An 18,499-nucleotide genomic window follows, 5' to 3' on the forward strand; every position below is an offset into this window, starting at 1 on the left:
TACCAGAGCCCTGTCGAAGCTGTCAACCACTTTTTAATGCGGCGCCCCTAAATTTTTGTCGTCGGCCGGGGCGGGCTCCGCGTAGAGCGCGCCGGCCGGAAGCGGCTCCTGGGCAAGCAGGGCGTGGCTCAACACCTCGTCCATATGCGCGACGCCAACGATAGCCAGCCCCGCCGTGATCTCCTGGGGCACCTCGACCAGGTCCTTCTCGTTGTCCTTCGGGATGAGGACGGTGCGGATCCCGCCGCGCCCCGCCGCGAGCAGCTTCTCCTTCAGCCCGCCAATGGGGAGCACGGTGCCGCGCAGGGTGACCTCGCCGGTCATGGCGATGTCGCGGCGCACCGGGCGCCGGGTGAGCGCGGAGGTGAGCGCACAGGCCATGGCGATGCCGGCCGAAGGGCCGTCCTTGGGGATCGCCCCTTCCGGGACGTGGATGTGGATGTCCAGGTTCTGGTAAAAGTCCCGGGCAAAACCCAGAAGCTCTCCCCGGCTGCGCACGTAGGTCATCGCCGCCTGCGCGGACTCCTGCATCACCTCGCCGAGCTTCCCGGTCACGGTGAGTTTCCCCTTGCCGGGGAGGCTCACCACCTCGATGTTCAGCAGCTCCCCCCCCACCTCGGTCCAGGCAAGCCCGGTCACCAGGCCGACCGCGTCCTCGCCGGGGGCGACCCCGTGCTTGAAGCGCGGCACGCCCAGGTACTCCGCGATCATCTTGGGCTGCACCTGACGCTTGGGCTTCACCCCGCCGGCCGCGGCGAAGGCGATCTTGCGGCAGACCGCACCGATCTCCCGCTCCAGGGTGCGCACCCCGGCCTCGCGGGTGTAGCGGCGGATGATCTCCAAAAGTGCCGCGTCCGTGAAGCTCCCCCCCTTCCCCGCCACGCCGTTTTGCTTGGCCTGCTTGGGAACCAGGTACTGGCGGGCGATGGCGAGCTTTTCCAGCTCGGTGTACCCCTCGATCCGGACGATCTCCATGCGGTCCAGAAGCGGCCGCGGGATCGAGTGGCTGGAGTTCGCCGTGGTGATGAACATGACCCGGGAGAGGTCGTAGTCCAGGTCCAGGAAGTGGTCGTTGAAGGTCGCGTTCTGCTCGGGATCGAGCACCTCGAGAAGTGCGGCCGAGGGATCCCCGCGGAAGTCGGAGGTCATCTTGTCGATCTCGTCCAAAAGGAACACCGGGTTCGAGCTTTTGCACTTCTTGAGGCTCTGCACGATGCGCCCCGGCATGGCGCCCACGTAGGTGCGGCGGTGGCCGCGGATCTCAGCCTCGTCGCGCACCCCGCCCAGGGAGACCTTGACGAAGCTGCGGCCGGTCGCCTCGGCTATGGAGCGGGCCAGCGAGGTCTTCCCCACCCCCGGGGGCCCCACCAGGCAGAGGATCGGCCCCTTGAGCCCGGGCACCAGCGCGTTCACGCAGAGGTACTCGAGGATGCGCTGCTTCACCTTCTCCAGGCCGTAGTGGTCGGCGTCGAGCCGCTCGCGGGCGGCGGCGAGGTCCCCCTTCTCCTCGGTGTAGCCCCCCCAGGGAAGCGCCAACACCCAGTCGACGTAGTTTCTCAAGACCGCCGACTCGGCGGACATGGGGGACATGAGCCTGAGCTTCTTGATCTCGCCGAGCACCTTGTCGCGGGCCGCCTCGGGGAGCGCGAGCTTGGCGGCCTTCGCCTCCAGTTCGCGCAGCTCCTGTTTGAACTCGTCCTTACCCCCCAATTCCTTCTGGATCGCCCTGATCTGCTCGTTTAAGTAGTAATCCTTCTGGGTCTTCTCCATCTGCTGCTTGACCCGGGCGTGGATCTTCTTTTCGATCTGCAGGATCTCGATCTCGGCCCCCATGAGCTCCAAAAGGCGCTCCATGCGCTTGGCCGGGGAGTCGATGGCCAGGAGTTCCTGCTTCTGGGGGACATTGAGGCTCAGGTGGGGCACGATCGAGTCCGCAAGCCGCGACGGCTCGGTTATCGCGGTCACGGTCTGCAGCACCTCCGCGGGGACCGAGGTGGTGAGCCCGACGTAGCTCTCGAAGCTCGCGAGCACCCCGCGCTTCAGAGCCTCGCTCTCGGTCCCCTGCACGGCAGGCTCCACCAGCTCGCGCACCTCGACCTCGAAGAATTCCTCCTCACGGATGAACTCGGAGATCAGGCCACGCTGCTTCCCTTCCACCAGCACCTTCACAGTGCCGTCCGGCAGTTTCAAGAGCTGGATGATCTGGCAGATGGTGCCGACCTGGTAGATGTCCTCCGGGCCGGGCTCCTCGGTCTTGGCGTCTTTCTGGGTGGCGAGCAGGATCCGCTTCTCGTGATCCGCCATGGCCGCCTCGAGGGCGAGCACGGACTTCTCGCGCCCCACGAAAAGCGGAATCACCATGTGCGGGAAGATGACGATGTCCCGTAACGGAAAGAGAGGGAACCTTTCCGGTTTCCCCCTCTTTGTGCGACTGCCGGTGGTGCGTTTTTGATTGGTCATGTGGTCCTGTAGGCTAGGCGCTTTCCGCCACGCTTTCGTAGACGATGATCGGCTTTTCCTTGTTGTAGATCACCTCGTCGGAGATGACCACTTCCTTCACCATCGCCTGGGACGGGATCTCGTACATGATGTCCAGCATGGCATTTTCCAGGATGGAACGGAGGCCGCGGGCGCCGGTCCTGCGCTTCAGCGCCTCGCGGGCGATGGCGATCAGCGAGCCGTCGGTGAACTTAAGTTTCACGTGCTCCATCTCGAAGAGCTTCTGGTACTGCTTGATGAGCGCGTTCTTGGGTTCCTTAAGGATCTGTACCATGGCCTCCTCGTCCAGCTCGGTGAGCGAGGCGAGCATCGGGAGACGCCCGACGAACTCGGGAATGAAGCCGAACTTCAAGAGGTCCTCGGGGGTCACGCCGGCCAGGAGCTCGCCGGCCTTCTTCTCGACCTTCTTCTTCACGTCCGCGCCGAAGCCCAGGGTCTTGATGCCGATGCGCTGCTCGATGATCTTGTCGAGACCGGGGAAAGCGCCGCCGCAGATGAACAGGATGTTGGTGGTGTCCACCTTGAGGAACTCCTGCTGCGGGTGCTTGCGGCCGCCCTTGGGAGGAACGCTCGCGATGGTCCCTTCGATGATCTTCAAAAGCGCCTGCTGCACCCCCTCGCCCGAGACGTCGCGGGTGATGGAGGGGGAGTCCGACTTGCGGGCGATCTTGTCGATCTCATCGATGTAGATGATACCCTTCTGGGCCTTCTCGACGTCGTAGTCGGCGTTCTGCAGAAGGGTCAGGATGATGTTCTCGACGTCCTCGCCGACGTAGCCCGCCTCGGTGAGGTTCGTGGCGTCTGCCATGGCGAAGGGGACCTTGAGGATGCGTGCCAAGGTCTGGGCCAGGAGGGTCTTGCCGCTGCCGGTCGGCCCCAGGAGCAGGATGTTCGACTTCTGCATCTCGACGTCACCGGGCTTGGTAACCGCCTCGACCCTCTTGTAGTGGTTGTACACGGCGACGGCGAGGACCTTTTTGGCCCGCGCCTGCCCGATCACGTACTCGTCCAGGACTTCCTTGATCTCCTGCGGCTTGGGGAGCTTCTTCACGTCGGTCCCGGAAGCGTCTTCGAGCTTGGACTCCTCCGCGATGATGTCGTTGCACAGCTCGATGCACTCGTCGCAGATGTAGACCGTCGGCCCGGCAATCAGCTTCTTAACCTCTTCCTGGCTCTTGCCGCAAAAAGAACAGATCAGGGTGTCGCTACGGTCGTCTCTTCTGCTCACGAGGCACCTCCCGTGACCACGTTCCTGGTCACTATCGCATCTATAATACCATATGTCTTGGCCTCATCACCCGACATAAAGTAGTCGCGCTCGGTGTCGGCCTCGACCTTGGCCACCGTCTGGCCGGTATGTTCGGCAAGGAGTTCGTTCAGCTGCACCTTCATGCGCAGGATCTCCTTGGCGTGGATGTGGATGTCCGAGGCCTGACCCTGAAAGCCGCCGATCGGCTGGTGGATCATGATCCGCGCGTTGGCCAGGGCGAAGCGTTTCCCCTTCTCGCCGCCGGAGAGCAGGAAGGCCCCCATGGAGGCCGCCTGTCCGATGCAGATGGTGGAAACCGGCGCCTTGATGTAGCGCATGGTGTCGTAGATCGCCATGCCGGCCGTGACCACCCCGCCCGGGGAGTTGATGTAGAGGTGGATGTCCTTGTCCGGGTCCTCGGCCTCCAGGAACAGGAGCTGGGCGATGACCAAGTTGGCGACGTTGTCGTCGATGGGGCCGCCCAGGAAGATGATCCGGTCCTTCAAGAGACGGGAGTAGATGTCGTAGGATCTCTCGCCGCGGCCGGTCTGCTCCACAACTATAGGTACAAGCATGGGACGCTCCTCTTTAACTACTTGTTGAGTTCTTCCTTGGCAACCTCGGTCACCTTCGCCTTCTCCACCACGAAGAGGATCGCCTTGTCCTCCTTCATCTGGATCGTGAGGTTTTCCAGGGCACGCGCGTTGTTCTGGTAGAGGCCCTTGACCTTCTCCAGCTCCTGGTGCGCCTGCTCGGCGATCACCTTCATCTGCTCGGCCAGGTCTTCCTCGGTTACCGTGATCTTCTCCTTATCGGCAACCGCGGCCAAAAGGATAGTACCTTTTACCTGCTCCACAGCCACGTCCCTGAACTGCGCCTTGTAGGCCTCCTCGGTGAGCCCCACCATCTCCAGGGTCATGCGCTGCTGGGCCAGACGCCTCTTGGTGTCTTCCAGCATCCCCTGCGCCTGGCGGTCCACCAGTGCCTCGGGGACCTCGAGCGGGTTCTTCTCGATAAGGGCCTTGATCGCCCGGTCGCGCAGGTCGGTGTTGACGCGCTGCTCCTCCTGGGCCTTCTGGTACTCGGCGAGCTTCGCCTTGAGGGCGTCCAGGGTCTCGAACTCCTCGCCGAACTCCTTCGCGAAGTCGTCGTTCAACTCGGGAAGCTCCTTCACCTTGATCTCTTTCACGGTGACGGCGAACTCGGCGGCCTTGCCGGCCAGTTCCTGAGCGCCGTAGGTCTCCGGGAAGCTCACCTTCACGACCCCTGCGCTGCCGGCGCTCATGCCGACCATCTGGTCCTCGAACCCCGGGATGAAACGGCCGCTCCCCAGCTCGAGCTGAAAGTCTTCCGCCTTCCCCCCTTCAAACGGCACGCCGTCGATGGAACCGAGGAAATCGAAGGTGACGAAGTCGCCCATCTGGGCGGCGTGCCCTTCGGCTGCCGGCACGAGCTGGGCCATGCTCTCCTGCATCTCGCGCAGGCGCTGGTTCACCGCCTGGTCGTCCAGGACCAGGATCTCTTTTTTCACTTCCAGGCCCAGGTAGTCCTTCACCTCGACCTCGGGGTAGACCTCGACGGTGGCCGAGTAGTTGAACTCTGCGCCCGGCTGCAACTCGTCGTTTTCGATGGCCGGGTAGGAGACCGGGTTCAACCCCTTCTCCTGCAGCCCCTGGAACAGGGTCTGGTTCACCAGGCTCTTCATCACGTCGTCAGCCATCTTGTCGCCGTAGTGCTTCTCGATGAGCCCCATGGGAACCTTCCCCTTGCGGAACCCCTTGATGGAAGCGTGCTTGCGTATTTCGGCATAAGCTTTCTCGACCTCGGCGGAGACCTTCTCGGCCGGGATCTTGAAGCTTATCTTCTTCTTAATGCTGCTAAGCGACTCGACACTGATCTGCATGGTAAACCCTCTCTTTGTCGTTATTGGCAGGTTAGCTGCCGCAATGCTTTCTGCATGTCATCAGGTGGGAAACGGTGACGGAATGTCGGGGCATGCACGGGCAAGCCTGCATCCCGAGCGGCGCCCGCAATGCGAGCGCCATGCCACCCGGCACGCAAGAAAGGGGTAAGGTAACAAAGGGGGGCGGAGCTTGTCAACAGAGAAATTCCTTTTCAACCGGCAGCTTGGAGCCTAACCCCTTGAAACAACGGGGTTGCCGAGAGCCGGCGCGCGGCAACAAGGCCTCTAAAACAACAACAGGCGCAGGGGGCTTCCCCCCTGCGCCTTCTCTTCTACAGCAGGTCGGCCTTGTTGAGGACGACCAATGCGCTACGGTACGATACGGACAACACCAACAACCACCCAACTAAAAGTACGCTATTCATCGGTTTCTCCTCCCAATAGGGGTCAGTACATCTTTCTGGCGTCTTCACCGGTAGTCAGCTCCGCCAGGGTGAGCTGCTTGGAGTCCATCACCCGCCACACGTAGGCGACGTACGCCAAGACGAAGGGAACTCCCAGGGCCACGTAGCTCATCACCGTCAGGGTGAACTTGCTGCTCGAGGCGTTGTAGATGGTAAGGCTCGACTGCAGGTCGGTGAGCGACGGGTAGAAGGCGGTGCCATGGTAGCCTGCCAGCGAGAAAACCGCAAGACCGACCAGCACCGTTCCCAAGCCTCCGAACCAGATGCCGCGATTTTTGTTGAGCAGCGCCGTGGCGACCACCCCCCAGACCACCGATACCAGCCCCACGAGGAGCAGCACCAAAACGACCGGCATCCCGAGAAGGTTGTGCAGGTACTTCCCCTGCTCCAGAGTGACCACGCCGGTCGCCGGATCCACCGCGAAGCCGGGCATGGTGAGAAGCCCGTAGAGAACGGTCAAAAGGAACGGGAGCGAGAGCACCAGGTTGGTGAGGCTCGCCTTGCGGGCCCGGGCCACCAGGGACTCGTGGCTTACGTGGTTCACCAGGTACAGGGCGCCCAGGGTGCGAGCCAGAAAGACCAGGAACAGGCCGAAGGCGACGTTGAAGTAGTTGAGCGCGGCCTCCAGACCGTGGTACGGAGTCCCCCAGGTGACCTGGTTGTAGGTGCCAAGGGTAAAGCGCGACCCGGTGAAGAAGGTCCCCACCGCGGCGCCGATCAAGAGGATCCCCACGCTGCCGTTTAGGAACATGAAGATCTCATAGGTGCGCGCCCCCAGGACGTTGTTGGGCTTCTTGCGGTACTCGTAGGAGACCGCCTGGAGCACGAAGGTGAACAGGATCAGCATCCAGACCCAGTAGGCGCCGCCGAAGCTCGTGGCGTAGAAGAGCGGGAATGCGGCGAAAAGCGCCCCGCCGAAGAGGACCAGGGTGGTGAAGGTGAGCTCCCACTTGCGCCCCATGGCGTTCACGATGAGCGACTTTTCCTCCTCGGAGGCCGGCAGGGTGAAGATCAGGGTCTGCCCCCCCTGCACGAAGGTGAGCATGAGGAAGAGGGAGCCGACCACGGAGGCGATCAGCCACCAGAGCTGCTGCAGCACAGTGATATCCAGGTTACCGATCATCGTTTAGGCCTCCGGTCCGATCTTGATCTGCTTCACCATGATGCCGATCTCGGCGATCAAAAGCCCGGTGAACAGGAAAAGGAAGATGAAGAAGGTGGTCTTGACGCTCCCCGCGGCGATGGCCGTGCTGGCGACACCGACCGGCAGGAGCCCCTCGATGGCCCAGGGCTGGCGCCCCACCTCGGCCACCACCCAGCCGGCCTGCGAGGCGACGTAGCCTAGGAACAGGCAGGCAAAGCAGATCGCCGAGAGCCAGCGGTGGTTCTCCAGGGTTCCCCTGAAGGCGCAGAAGAGCACACAGATAAAGACGATCGGGAAGAAGGTGCCGAGCCCCACCATGACGTGGAAGGCGTAGAAGGTGAGCGGGACCGGGGGGACCGCCTCTTCCGGGCGGTTCAGGTAGCCGTAGCCCAGGTCGTCCTTGTGCTGGTTGAAAAGCGCCAGCGCCGCCTGGGCTCCCGACTGGTCGCCGGTCTTCTTGGCCTCCTTGTACTTGGCGAGCTCCGCTACCGCGATCTTACCGGAGGCGATGCGCTCCTGGGCCCCGACGATCTTCCGGGTCGGGTTGCCGTAGACCAGGTCGTTGATCCCCGGGACAAAGCTGTTGGGATCGCGGTTGGCAAGCAAGGACAGCATCCCCGGGACGACCACCTCCTGCTTGAAGGCAGGGAGGTTGTCACCGGGCTTCTTGTCCGGGTTGATGATCCCCATGGCGACGATGGGGGCCTTCTCGGTCCCGGTGTAGAGCCCCTCCATGGCGGCAAGCTTCATCGGCTGGCGGTGGGCGATGTGGAAGGCCGACTCGTCGCCGTTGAAGGCGGCAAAGCCCGAGGAGACCAGGCCGAGCACCGCGGCCACCACCATGGAGCGCTTGGCGAGCTGCTGGTGGCGCTTTTGCAGCAGGAACAGCCCCGAGATCCCCATCACGAAGAGCGAGGCGAGCAGGAACGAAGAGCTGGTGGTGTGGGTGAATTTCTGAACCGCAGTGGGCGAGAGCGCCACGTCGAAGAAGTTTTGCATCTCGAAGCGCGCCTTGTCCGGGTTAAAGGCCATGGCGACGGGGTTCTGCATCCAGCCGTTGGCCACCAGGATCCAGACCGCGGAGAGGTTCGAGCCGATGGCCACCATCCAGGTCGAGAAGAGGTGGAACCTCTTGGAGGCGCGCTCCCAGCCGAAGAACATCACGGCGAAGAAGGTCGCCTCGAGGAAGAAGGCGAAGATCCCCTCCACGGCAAGCGGCGCGCCGAAGATGTCCCCCACCATCCAGGAGTAGTTGGACCAGTTGGTGCCGAACTGGAACTCCATGATGATGCCGGTGGCGACGCCGATGGCGAAGTTGATGCCGAAGAGCGTCATCCAGAACTTGGTGAGCTTCTTCCAGCTCTCGTCGCCGGTCCTTAGGTAGATGGACTCGAAAAAGGCCACCAGAAAGGACAACCCGAGGGTCAACGGCACGAAGATCCAGTGATACATGGCGGTCAGCGCGAATTGCGCCCGGGACCAGTTCACCGTCATCAGAATATCATTTCCCACTTTACCCCCTCCTTTGTTGAGTTTGGCAGGTGGGCACCCGCCTTTGGTCTATCGTCTAAGCCCGTGGGCTTTTCGAGGTGAATCATTTGGACGCCCCGCGGGTCAGGTTGTCGAGGACGTGCGCGGAGCGTTCCGCATCGCTGCGGAACTCTTTTTCCAGGACGTTGGAAAAAAAGAACAGTTTGAGAACGGCGAACATCAGGAAGAGCTTGACGAGGATGATCTTCCACAAGGTCCGCCCCAGCACCATGGAACGAAAGCCGTCCCGGTAGAAGGCGAAAAGCTCGCGCGGTGCGGCTCTCACGCCGGGAGCTCCCGGCAGCCGACGGGGCGGCGCCTGAGGGTGAGACAGAAGGTGGTCTGCGGTTTGGGATTGGGCTGGGCAGGGATCGACATAACACTCCTCATCACACAGGTTTACGTTAATCTAAAGCATTGCCGGCCAAAGAGACAACAGGATCTTTTTACTCCCCTTTGTCGGCAAATTTTTTTAGTTTTCGCGGGTACGCGCGAGGGTTTCGATGGTCACTCCGTCGAGGATGTTGACCACCTCGGTCTGCACCGTCCTCCAGACGCCGTGCACCAGGCACGGGCCGCCGCGGTCGCAGGAGCTACCGAGCAGGCAGCGGTTGGGAAGGATCGGTCCCTCCACCGCCTCGACCACTTCGCGCAGGGTGATGGCCGAGGCCGGGCGCGCCAGGACGAAGCCGCCGCCGGTGCCGCGCGACGAAGTGACCAGGCCGAGCTTGGCGAAGCTTTGGAAGATCTTGGCGAGGAAGGTCTGCGGCACGTCGGAGGCGGCGGCGATCTCGCTGATCAGCGAGACCCGCCCGGGCGGCTGCTGTGCTAGGTAGATGATTCCCCGGATTGCGTATTCACCCTTGCGGGTCAACTCCATCATAAAAGCACCTTTAGGACCAAATTTATCCCTTTTATAGCGAAGAGATTTCGCACTGTCAAGAGATTATTTTAAGGTTTTTCTGTCGTGGAGTTGCCCGGGGGGAGAGGTGGCGCGCTCGTGGCGGCCGCCCTTCCTCGCCGAAGGTCGGGGTGGCGGATGGGACCGGGGCCGGATTCCGCAAACGGCACCGGAACACGAAACGGGGCCCCGAAGTGGGGGTCCCGTTTCGTGTTCCGGTGCGTCGGATGGAATCAGCCGAGCAGGCTGTTGAAGTTGCGGGCCCTGTTGGCGAGGATGGTCGGATCGAGGACCTCACCGCAGCAGGTGCATTTCCAGGCGTCGAACGATCTTACGAAGTCATAGTATTTCTCGGCGAACATACGACCTTTGCATTTCGGGCATTTCATAACTATGTACCTCCCCACAGGAATGATTAAAGGACTTCATGTGAGCAGGTATAATTCATCTAACATGCCAAGAGCAGCTTTATGTGCCCTCTGTAATCTAACCAAAGTTTGGAACATCGATAACTAGGGAGGTTACAGACCATTAAAAATAGGGCCGCAGCATTTTAAGCTTCCCCGGCCCTATCCCGGGCACCCGCGCAAGCCCCTCCAGGGAGCCGAAAGCGCCATTATTGTGACGCTCCATCTCAATTTTCTGCGCCAGGACCGGTCCGATTCCCGGCAACGCCGTCCACTCCTCCCTGGTCATCCGGTCGGGATCGAGTGGGATCCCCAGCAGCATCCGCTCCTGCACCGCCATCTCTTTCAACGTAAAAACAGCTACTTTTCCTGCAACGCGCCGCAGCTCCACCAGGTCTCCGGAGGCCAGACGGCGCTGTGCTACCACGCCAGCGGATCCTGTCAAGCCGAAGGCACCGACCGTCATTTTTATGGCGGTTCCCACCGTGGTCCCGTCAGCGAATCGGTACACCCCGGGGCGCGGCACATCGCCTGCCAGACGAACCACGACACCCGCCCGGGTACCAGGCGCAAGAAAGGCCGTGCCCGCACCTTCTGGAGTGCGGACACGGCCCTTGGCCAGCAAAACGACCGACAACAGCAGCGCCAGGAAGCTGAGCGCCCAGCGCGTGCCGCGCGGGATCACTTCTTGGCGCCCGCGGTCTCCTCGTCCCGGTGCAGCTTGTACTCGATGGAGTCGATGAGGGCCTGGTAGGAGGCCTCGATGACGTTCGAGGAGACGCCGACGGTACCCCAGCGGCTCTCCTTGTCGCCCGACTCGATGAGCACCCGGATCGAGGATGCGGTCCCCTGCCCTGCCGGGAGCACGCGGACCTTGTAGTCGTGCAGCTTCACGTCTTTTAGTTTCGGGTAGAACTTCTCCAGTGCTTTTCTGAGCGCGTTGTCCAGGGCGTTCACCGGGCCGGTGCCGTCGGCCGCGGTGTGCTCGACCTTACCCCCCACCTTCACCATGATGGTCGCCTCGGAGAGCGGCTGATCGTCTTCGTGGCGCTTCTCGTCGATCACCCTGAAGCCGACCACCTGGAAGAACTTGCGGTGCGTCCCGAGGGCGCGCTTCATGAGGAGCTCGAAGGACGCCTCGGCCCCCTCGAACTGGTAGCCGCGGTTTTCCATCGCCTTGATGTCTTCCAGGATCTCCAGGGTGACCGGATCCTTCGAGTCGAGGTTGATGTTGAACTCGGTCGCCTTGGCGAGGATGTTGGCGCGGCCTGAGAGGTCGGAGACGAGGACGCGGGTGGTGTTACCCACCAGTTCCGGGCGCATGTGCTCGTAGGTCTCCGGGTGGCGCTGGATCGCCGAGACGTGGACGCCCCCCTTGTGAGCGAAGGCGGAGTTGCCGACGTAGGGCTGGTGCTTGTTGGGTGCCAGGTTCGCGAGCTCGTACACGTAGCGGGAGAGCTCCCTCAGCTGGCGCATCTGGGCGTCGCTCACACACTCGGCCCCCATCTTCAACCTGAGCGCCGGGATGATGGAGCAGAGGTTCGCGTTGCCGCAGCGCTCGCCGAAGCCGTTGATGGTCCCCTGCACCTGGACGATGCCGCTATTGACCGCGACGATGGAGTTCGCCACGGCGCACTCGCCGTCGTTGTGGGTGTGGATCCCGAGCGGCACCGAGACGGTCGCCTTCACCTTCTCGATGATGGCAGCGATCTCGTACGGCATGGTGCCGCCGTTGGTGTCGCAGAGGATGATGCAGGCAGCTCCCCCCTGCTCCGCCGCCTTCAGGGTTTTGAGCGCGTACTCGGGGTTCGACTTGTAGCCGTCGAAGAAGTGCTCGGCGTCGTAGAAGACCTCGGGCATGCGCGCCTTCAGGTACTCGATGGAGTCGAAGATGAGTTCCAGGTTCTCCTCGAGCGGGATGCGCAGCGCCTCGTGTACCTGGAAGTCCCAGCTCTTGCCGAAGATGGTCACCGCGTCGGCCTCGGAGGCCACCAGGGTGCGCAGGTTCTGATCCTTGTCCGGGGTGATCTTGGCGCGGCGGGTCGAGCCGAAGGCCGCGATCTTCGCCTGGTGGAGCTTCTCTTTCTTGATGTCCTTGAAAAAGGTGACGTCCTTGGGGTTACTCCCCGGCCAGCCCCCCTCGATATAGTGAATGCCGCACTCGTCCAGCTTGTGCGCGATGCGGATCTTGTCCTCCACCAGAAAGGAGATGTCCTCGGCCTGTGTTCCGTCCCTCAGCGTCGTGTCGTACAGTCTCACCAAACTCATGTCTTCTCCACCTAAAACGACAACGCGCGCCCTCTCCGCCGGATCAAAAGTGGCGGATCAGGCGCGCGCAGCCCCTTGTTTGATTGTAGTTAAAAGAGAGTTCTTACTTCCCCGACAGGCCGAAAGCGTCGTGCAGCACGCGGACGGCGAGCTCGGTGTACTTGGCGTCGACGACCACCGAGATCTTGATCTCGGAGGTGGAGATCATCTGGATGTTGATCCCTTCGGCGGCCAGGGTCTTGAACATGGTGGTGGCGACGCCGGCGTGGCTGCGCATGCCGAGGCCCACGATGGAGACCTTGCTGATGTTCTCGTCGACGAGCACTTCCTTCGCGGAGATCGCCTCGGCAGTCTCTTTGCTGATGGCCAGTGCGCGCTTCAGGTCCGCCTGGGCGACGGTGAAGGTGAAGTCGGTGAGGCCGTTTTCGCTTACGTTCTGGACGATCATGTCGACCGAGATGTTGGCGTCGGAGAGCGGCGAGAGGATCTGGGCCGCGATGCCCGGCTTATCGGGAACCTGCATGACCGCGATCTTCACTTCATCCTTGGCGTAAGCGATACCGGAGACGAGCACTGCTTCCATTTCTTTATCCTCCTTGGTGACCATGGTGCCCAGGTTCTCGTTGAAGCTGGAGCGCACATGAACGTCGACATTGTATTTTTTGGCGAATTCGACGGAGCGGATCTGCAGCACCTTGGCGCCCAGGCTGGCGAGTTCCAGCATCTCGTCATAGGAGATGCGCTCGATCTTCCTGGCGTCCTTGCACATGTTGGGGTCAGTGGTGTAGACCCCGTCCACGTCGGTGTAGATCTCGCAGACGTCGGCCTTCAAGGCCGCGGCCATGGCGACCGCCGAGGTGTCCGAGCCGCCGCGCCCAAGCGTCGTGATGCTGCCGCCCGCGTCCACACCCTGGAAGCCGGCCACGATGATGATGGTGCCGTCTTTCAAGTCCTCGCGGACCTTGGTGTCGGGGATCTCTTCGATGCGGGCCTTGCTGTAGGCCGAGTCGGTGATGATGGGGATCTGGAAGCCCAGATAGGACTTGGCCTTGTAGCCCATGGACTTGAGGCACATGGCGAGAAGTGCGATGGAGACCTGCTCGCCGGCCGCCACCAGCACGTCGTACTCGCGGTTGTCCGGGAACTCGCACACCTCGTTGGCCAGGGCCACCAGCTTATTGGTTTCGCCTGACATGGCGGAGACCACCACGACCATGTCGTTGCCGGCGTCGTAGGTCTTGGCCACCCTTTTGGCGACGTTGCGTATGCGTTCGACAGACCCCATCGAGGTGCCGCCGTACTTCTGGACCACCAAAGCCATGTCCGTCCTCCTTTATGCTCTACAGTAAATGCGCCGGTGCATTGCATGCTCGGGCGGTTGGATCAAGTTTATTACCAAGATTACACCCTTGGGTCAAAACATTTTTTGATGTTTCAGGTATTAACTTGCTGAAATTGTCGTGGCTGAGTCAGTGCGCGCTCGGTTCAGTGTCAGAAACCGTGGGCCTCAGAATGAAAACAGCATCGAGAAACAGCATGTCACGTGGTGTAAAGAGGCACCGCAACCATTCAGTGATTGACACCTGTGGTGCCAGCCCCCCCCTCCTCGGCATGGATTAGGGACCGTATTAAAGGTGCCGGTCCCCCTCATCCCGGGAAGAGCGCCGCCACCAGTTCCGCGCCGCGCGTTCCGGTCCCGGCGAAGGTAACGCTGCGGCTCTCCGGCCCGGTGTGGCTGAGCGTCACCGTGAGCATCTCGGGCGGCAGTTCACCTTCCAGCCGCTCCGCCCACTCGACCAGGCAGGCGCCGTCGCCGCTGAAGTACTCGTCAAACCCGAGGTTCTCGACATCCTCGGCCCCCTGCAGCCGGTACAGGTCGAAGTGGTAGAGCGGGATGCGACCCTGGTAGATGTTCAGGATGGTGTAGGTCGGGCTGGTGACCGGGGTATCCTCAGCCACCTCGAGCCCCAGCGCGACCCCCTTGGCGAACTGGGTCTTCCCGGCACCGAGTTCCCCCACCAGGGCAACGAAATCTCCCGATGCCAGGAGCCGTCCCAGCCGGGCGCCCAGGGCGATGGTCTCGGCGCCGCTTGACGTTTCCACGTGCGACATCCCGACTAGCCCATCATGGTGCGGATCAGGTCGATGCGGCCGATGATGCCGACCACGCAGCCAGCCTCCGCAACCGGCACCGCATGCACCTTTTCGCGGCTCATGATATCCGCCACCTCGCTCACCGGCGCCTCCGGGGCGACGTAGAAGAGCTGTTTCGAGTAGATCTCGCCGACCGTCTGTGCGGTCATCTTCTGCAGCTCGCGCTCGAAGCGCTTGTCGCTTTCCAGGTAGATGACCCAGTCGAAAAGGGAGACCACGGTCGGGATGTGCAGGCTCTTGTCCTGCTCGACGAGGTCGGTCTCCGAGACCATCCCCAGGAGGTTTCCCGCCTCGTTCACCACCGGTGCGCTGGAGATGCGGCGCTCGGCGAAGATCTTGGCAAGTTCGGCAACGGTGGTTTCGGGACGCACGGTAATGACCTCTTTGGTCATGACATCTTTAGCCTTGAGCATGGCAATTCTCCTATGTGGCAATCCTGCGCGGGGCAGGTTCGAGGGAGGCGAAGGATCATCCGTCCCAGGTAGTAGGTGGTATCAGGGCCTGGCGGCAGAAAAGGTCACCGCTTTCAGCGCCTGCGGGAGCATCTCCTGCACATCGGTTGCGCTCATCCCCTGGGTTCCCTTGAGCGGCACGAGCAGGTCGGCGGCCAGGCCGTGCACGTAGGCGGCCAGGCAACAGGCCTCGAACGGCCGGTACCCCTGGCCGACCAGCGAGGCGAGCACCCCGGTAAGGACGTCGCCCATGCCGCCGCTCGCCATCCCGGGGTTGCCGCTGCCGTTCAAGGCGATACGGCCGTCCGGTGCGGCGATCACGCTGCGGGCCCCCTTGAGGATGAGGTACACCTGGTAGCGCCTGGCGAACTCCGCTGCCGCGGCGCTGCGGTCGGCCTCGATCTCCGGAATCGAACAACCCGACAGGCGCGCCATCTCGCCGGGGTGCGGGGTGAGCAGGGTGATCCGCTCCCGGCGTTTGAGGAGCAGTTCAGGTTCCAGCGCCACCGCGTTCAGCCCGTCGGCGTCGATGACCAGCGGCTGCGCAAGCTCCGCCAGAAGCGAGTGCACCAGGTAGACGGTCGAGGGAGCGGTGCCGATGCCCGGACCCAGCGCCACCACGTCCCGAGTCGCCGCCTCGCGCAGCAGTTGCGGGAGAGCGCCCGCCTGCAGGTGGTCCGCCCCGGCGCTTCCGACCGGCAGGGTCATCACCTCGGTGGTCTTCGCTTCCAGGATGGGATTGAGCGCGGCGGGGATGGCCAGCGTCACCAGGCCCCCGCCGGTGCGCAGGGCGCTGTTCGCGGCCATGGCCGCGGCGCCGGTCTTGCCGGGCGACCCGGCGACGATGAGGCTGTGTCCGGCGCTCCCCTTGTGGGCAAGCGGGGTGCGCGGGTGCATCAGGGAGCGCGCCTGCGCCAGGTCGACAAACCCGACGCCGGGAGCCTCGTCGAGCACCGCCTGCGGCATGCCGATGTCAGCGACCACCAGCCGGCCGCAGAGGTCGCAGCCGGGATGCAGCACGTTTCCCAGCTTGGCGAGGGCGAAGGTCACGGTGAGTTCGGCCCGTACCGCGGCCCCGAGAATACGCCCGGTCGCCGCATCGACGCCGGAGGGGATGTCGACCGCCACGACAGGGCGGCCGGAGGCGTTGATCGCCTCTATGGCATCCCGGAAAGAACCGGTTACCTCGCTCTTCACGCCGGTCCCCAAAAGTGCGTCCACCACGAGCGTCGCCTCGCGGAAGAGTTCCAGCGGCAGCGGCGCGCCCACCGGCGGCAGGATCAGGCTCGTCTTGTCGAGAAGCGCGAGGTTCGCGGCGGCGTCTCCGGTCACTGCCGAAGGGGGAGCCAGCATGAGCACCGCAGCCTGCCAGCCGCGCGCACTCAAGAGGCGGGCGATCACGTAACCGTCGCCGCCGTTGTTCCCCTTGCCGGCGACGACCAGGACCTTTCTCCCCTCCCCCGGACCGAAGCTCTCGGTGATGGCGTCGGCACAGGCGCGGCCGGCGTTTTCCATCAGGGTGAGGCCCGGGATCCCGAACTCACCGATGGCCCGCTGGTCCATCTGCTGCATCACCTGGCCGCTTACCACTTTCATGGGTACCTCACTTCTCCAGGACGACCATGCCGACCCCGGCCCCCGCATCGTGGGACAGGGAGAGGAAACAGGAAGTCAGACCGTGGCAGCGGAAGAGCTCCTCCGCCTTGCCGTAGAGTTTCAGTTCCGGCTTTCCCAGGGGGTCGTTGACCACCTCGAGGTCCTTCCAGGAGAGACCGTCGCGCAGCCCGGTCCCCAGGGCCTTCAGGAAGGCCTCCTTGGCTGCGAAGCGCAGGGCGTAGTGCTGGGCCGCGCGTTTCTTCCCGCCGCAGTAAGCGATCTCCGTCGGGGTGAAGAGCCGCTGGAACAGGGGCTCGTTCCCCTCGGCCAGGAAGCGCTCGAAGCGGGCAATTTCAACGATGTCGACACCGATACCGAAAACCACGTGAACTCCGAAAAACCGGTTAGAAGCCTTACCACAGAGGGACACAGAGGGAACGGCGAGGAACGCAGGGGAAAACGAAGCAAAGATGATCGAGCAACTTGGGACCCAGCTCACCTTCGTGGCAGCACCCTCACCGTAACGATCTGGGAAATTTAGGTTTACCCTCAAGCTTTTGGTTTTCCCTCTGCGTTCCTCTCCTTTCTCTCTGTGGACCTCTGTGGTAATGCTTTAGTTTTGTTTTTGCCTTTTGTTTATATGTTTTTGTTACTTCCGCCTACTGTGCCTGGGCCTCCGCCGGGAGGCCCAGGCTTTCCCGCCACTCGCGCAGCACCCCCGGCATGTCGAGCGACCAGTCCGCGAGCGCCTTCGACACCGCGACCTCTATCTTCACCCGGTCCTTCAGGTTCTTCAACACGTTCTGCATCGCGTACCAGCCGTAGCGCTGCACCATGAAGCTGGTGAGCGAGTAGCTCTGCCGGTAGGCCGCCCCGGCACCTTCCCGGTCGAGCCCGATGAAGGATCCGGACAGCGCGCCCAGAGGGAGCAGTTTCTCCTTGGCCAGGGGCGCGCCGTGCGCCGCCATGGCGGTCCCGTACTCACGGTACTCTTCGATCTGTGCCAGTCCTTCGTTGAGCCAGGTGGGGACGTTACCGCCGGTGATCTCGGCGATCAGCACGTGAGTGAATTCGTGAAACAGCACGCCGCGCAGTTGCGGGGTCATCTTGGTGATCCCGCCCAAGGGGAGGCGGATCTTCCCGTCGTAGAGGCCGCCGGACCAGTCCGGACCGTTGGTGACGCTGGAATATTCCTGTTTGGTGTAGAGCAAAACCGGGATGCGCGCGCTGGGGAAAAGCCCCAGGTCGGTCCCCACGCTGTTGTAGGCGGTCTCCAGGGCGTCCAGCACCTCGGAGGAGAGCCCGGGCGGGAGCTCGGCATCGAAGGTGATGTCGAACATCGAGCTGTACCCCTTGTCCATACGGGATTCGACCGGCAGCTCCCGCTCAGCCTTGGCGATCAGTTTCTTTATGCCGGGGTCACCCCCCAGGGGCTCGGCCCGGCGCCAGTTGTCCAGCGCGCCGTTCAGGTCACCGGTGTCGTAGCAGATCTTGCCCAGGTAGGTGAGTGCCTCGGCACTCTCGCCGAGCTGGTTCAGTTCGGCGCGGGCGGAGTCGAAGTTTTTGGCGAAGTACAGGGCGACGCCCCGCAAAAGGGTGAAGCGGCTTTCGTCGGGGTAGAGCTCGCGGGCCTGGGCGTAGTTCTCCGCAGCCTCGGGGAAGCGGCTCAGGTTCATGTTGCGCTGGGCCAGCGAAAGGTAGGCCTGCGCCAGGTCGTGGCGCAGGTTCTCGTTGTAGGGAAAGAGCGAAAAGCCGGCTCTGAGCTCCTCGATGGCCTTGTCGTACTGCCCCGCCTGGATGAGCGTCTTGGCGTCGGCGCTGACGCTGGCAGCGTCGCCGGCGCCGGCCCGGACGGGCAACAGGAGGAGGGAGCACAGCAACCCGAACATCACGACAGCAATCGAACCGGTTGATCTCATGGCGCGTCACACC

Annotated in this window: 16 protein-coding genes and 1 pseudogene; all 17 read right to left on the bottom strand. The window is 62.9% G+C overall.

From position 1 onward, the window contains the following. Positions 1-33: 33 nt before the first annotated feature. Positions 34-2,460: an endopeptidase La gene (gene lon, locus GMST_RS09015; protein WP_183354308.1), complete on the bottom strand. Its 2,427-nt coding sequence runs from the start codon at positions 2,458-2,460 to the stop codon at positions 34-36. 13 nt (positions 2,461-2,473) lie between these two features. Continuing rightward, on the bottom strand, positions 2,474-3,727 hold the full coding sequence (clpX, locus tag GMST_RS09020) for an ATP-dependent Clp protease ATP-binding subunit ClpX (protein ID WP_183354309.1): 1,254 nt from the start codon (positions 3,725-3,727) through the stop codon (positions 2,474-2,476). Then, positions 3,724-4,326, bottom strand: a pseudogene (clpP, locus tag GMST_RS09025) (ATP-dependent Clp endopeptidase proteolytic subunit ClpP); the annotation flags it as partial. The gene clpX and the pseudogene clpP, both read right to left, overlap by 4 nt. 14 nt (positions 4,327-4,340) lie before the next feature. After that, positions 4,341-5,651, bottom strand: a complete 1,311-nt coding sequence (gene tig, locus GMST_RS09030) for a trigger factor (RefSeq protein WP_183354311.1) — start codon at positions 5,649-5,651, stop codon at positions 4,341-4,343. A gap of 447 nt (positions 5,652-6,098) precedes the next feature. Then, positions 6,099-7,238 carry a cytochrome d ubiquinol oxidase subunit II gene (gene cydB, locus GMST_RS09035; RefSeq protein WP_183354312.1) on the bottom strand — a complete coding sequence of 380 codons (1,140 nt, stop codon included), beginning with the start codon at positions 7,236-7,238 and terminating at the stop codon, positions 6,099-6,101. 3 nt (positions 7,239-7,241) lie between these two features. Further along, on the bottom strand, positions 7,242-8,771 hold the full coding sequence (locus tag GMST_RS09040; protein ID WP_246399336.1) for a cytochrome ubiquinol oxidase subunit I: 1,530 nt from the start codon (positions 8,769-8,771) through the stop codon (positions 7,242-7,244). Between the two features lie 82 nt (positions 8,772-8,853). Then, the gene (locus GMST_RS09045; protein WP_246399338.1) at positions 8,854-9,075 is read right to left on the bottom strand and encodes a DUF4492 domain-containing protein; all 222 of its coding nucleotides are present in this window, start codon (positions 9,073-9,075) and stop codon (positions 8,854-8,856) included. A 186-nt stretch (positions 9,076-9,261) separates the two neighbouring features. Continuing rightward, complete coding sequence (locus GMST_RS09050) at positions 9,262-9,672, bottom strand: RrF2 family transcriptional regulator (protein ID WP_183354313.1); 411 nt, start codon at positions 9,670-9,672, stop codon at positions 9,262-9,264. 251 nt (positions 9,673-9,923) lie between these two features. Continuing rightward, positions 9,924-10,052, bottom strand: a complete 129-nt coding sequence (locus GMST_RS22405; protein WP_268899001.1) for a hypothetical protein — start codon at positions 10,050-10,052, stop codon at positions 9,924-9,926. 169 nt (positions 10,053-10,221) lie between these two features. Beyond that, positions 10,222-10,782, bottom strand: a complete 561-nt coding sequence (locus GMST_RS09055) for a helix-hairpin-helix domain-containing protein (RefSeq protein WP_246399345.1) — start codon at positions 10,780-10,782, stop codon at positions 10,222-10,224. Further along, positions 10,779-12,365, bottom strand: a complete 1,587-nt coding sequence (gene cimA, locus GMST_RS09060; protein WP_183354314.1) for a citramalate synthase — start codon at positions 12,363-12,365, stop codon at positions 10,779-10,781. Before cimA ends, GMST_RS09055 begins: the two co-directional genes overlap by 4 nt. Before the next feature lie 103 nt (positions 12,366-12,468). Further along, positions 12,469-13,686 (bottom strand): aspartate kinase, encoded by a 1,218-nt coding sequence (locus GMST_RS09065; protein ID WP_183354315.1) that lies wholly within the window; start codon positions 13,684-13,686, stop codon positions 12,469-12,471. A gap of 326 nt (positions 13,687-14,012) precedes the next feature. After that, entirely contained in the window at positions 14,013-14,477 is a 465-nt protein-coding gene (tsaE, locus tag GMST_RS09070; RefSeq protein WP_183354316.1) for a tRNA (adenosine(37)-N6)-threonylcarbamoyltransferase complex ATPase subunit type 1 TsaE, read from the bottom strand. Positions 14,478-14,482: 5 nt separating this feature from the next. Next, positions 14,483-14,932, bottom strand: coding sequence for a CBS domain-containing protein (locus GMST_RS09075; RefSeq protein WP_183354317.1), 450 nt, complete (start codon positions 14,930-14,932; stop codon positions 14,483-14,485). Positions 14,933-15,013: 81 nt separating this feature from the next. Beyond that, on the bottom strand, positions 15,014-16,567 hold the full coding sequence (locus GMST_RS09080) for an NAD(P)H-hydrate dehydratase (RefSeq protein ID WP_183354318.1): 1,554 nt from the start codon (positions 16,565-16,567) through the stop codon (positions 15,014-15,016). A 7-nt stretch (positions 16,568-16,574) separates the two neighbouring features. Continuing rightward, positions 16,575-16,952 (bottom strand): holo-[acyl-carrier-protein] synthase, encoded by a 378-nt coding sequence (locus tag GMST_RS09085; protein WP_183354319.1) that lies wholly within the window; start codon positions 16,950-16,952, stop codon positions 16,575-16,577. Positions 16,953-17,226: 274 nt separating this feature from the next. After that, complete coding sequence (locus tag GMST_RS09090) at positions 17,227-18,486, bottom strand: peptidase MA family metallohydrolase (RefSeq protein ID WP_246399347.1); 1,260 nt, start codon at positions 18,484-18,486, stop codon at positions 17,227-17,229. Positions 18,487-18,499 lie beyond the last annotated feature (13 nt).

Origin of the sequence: Geomonas silvestris (assembly GCF_014193515.1) — a bacterium.
GTDB lineage: Bacteria > Desulfobacterota > Desulfuromonadia > Geobacterales > Geobacteraceae > Geomonas > Geomonas silvestris.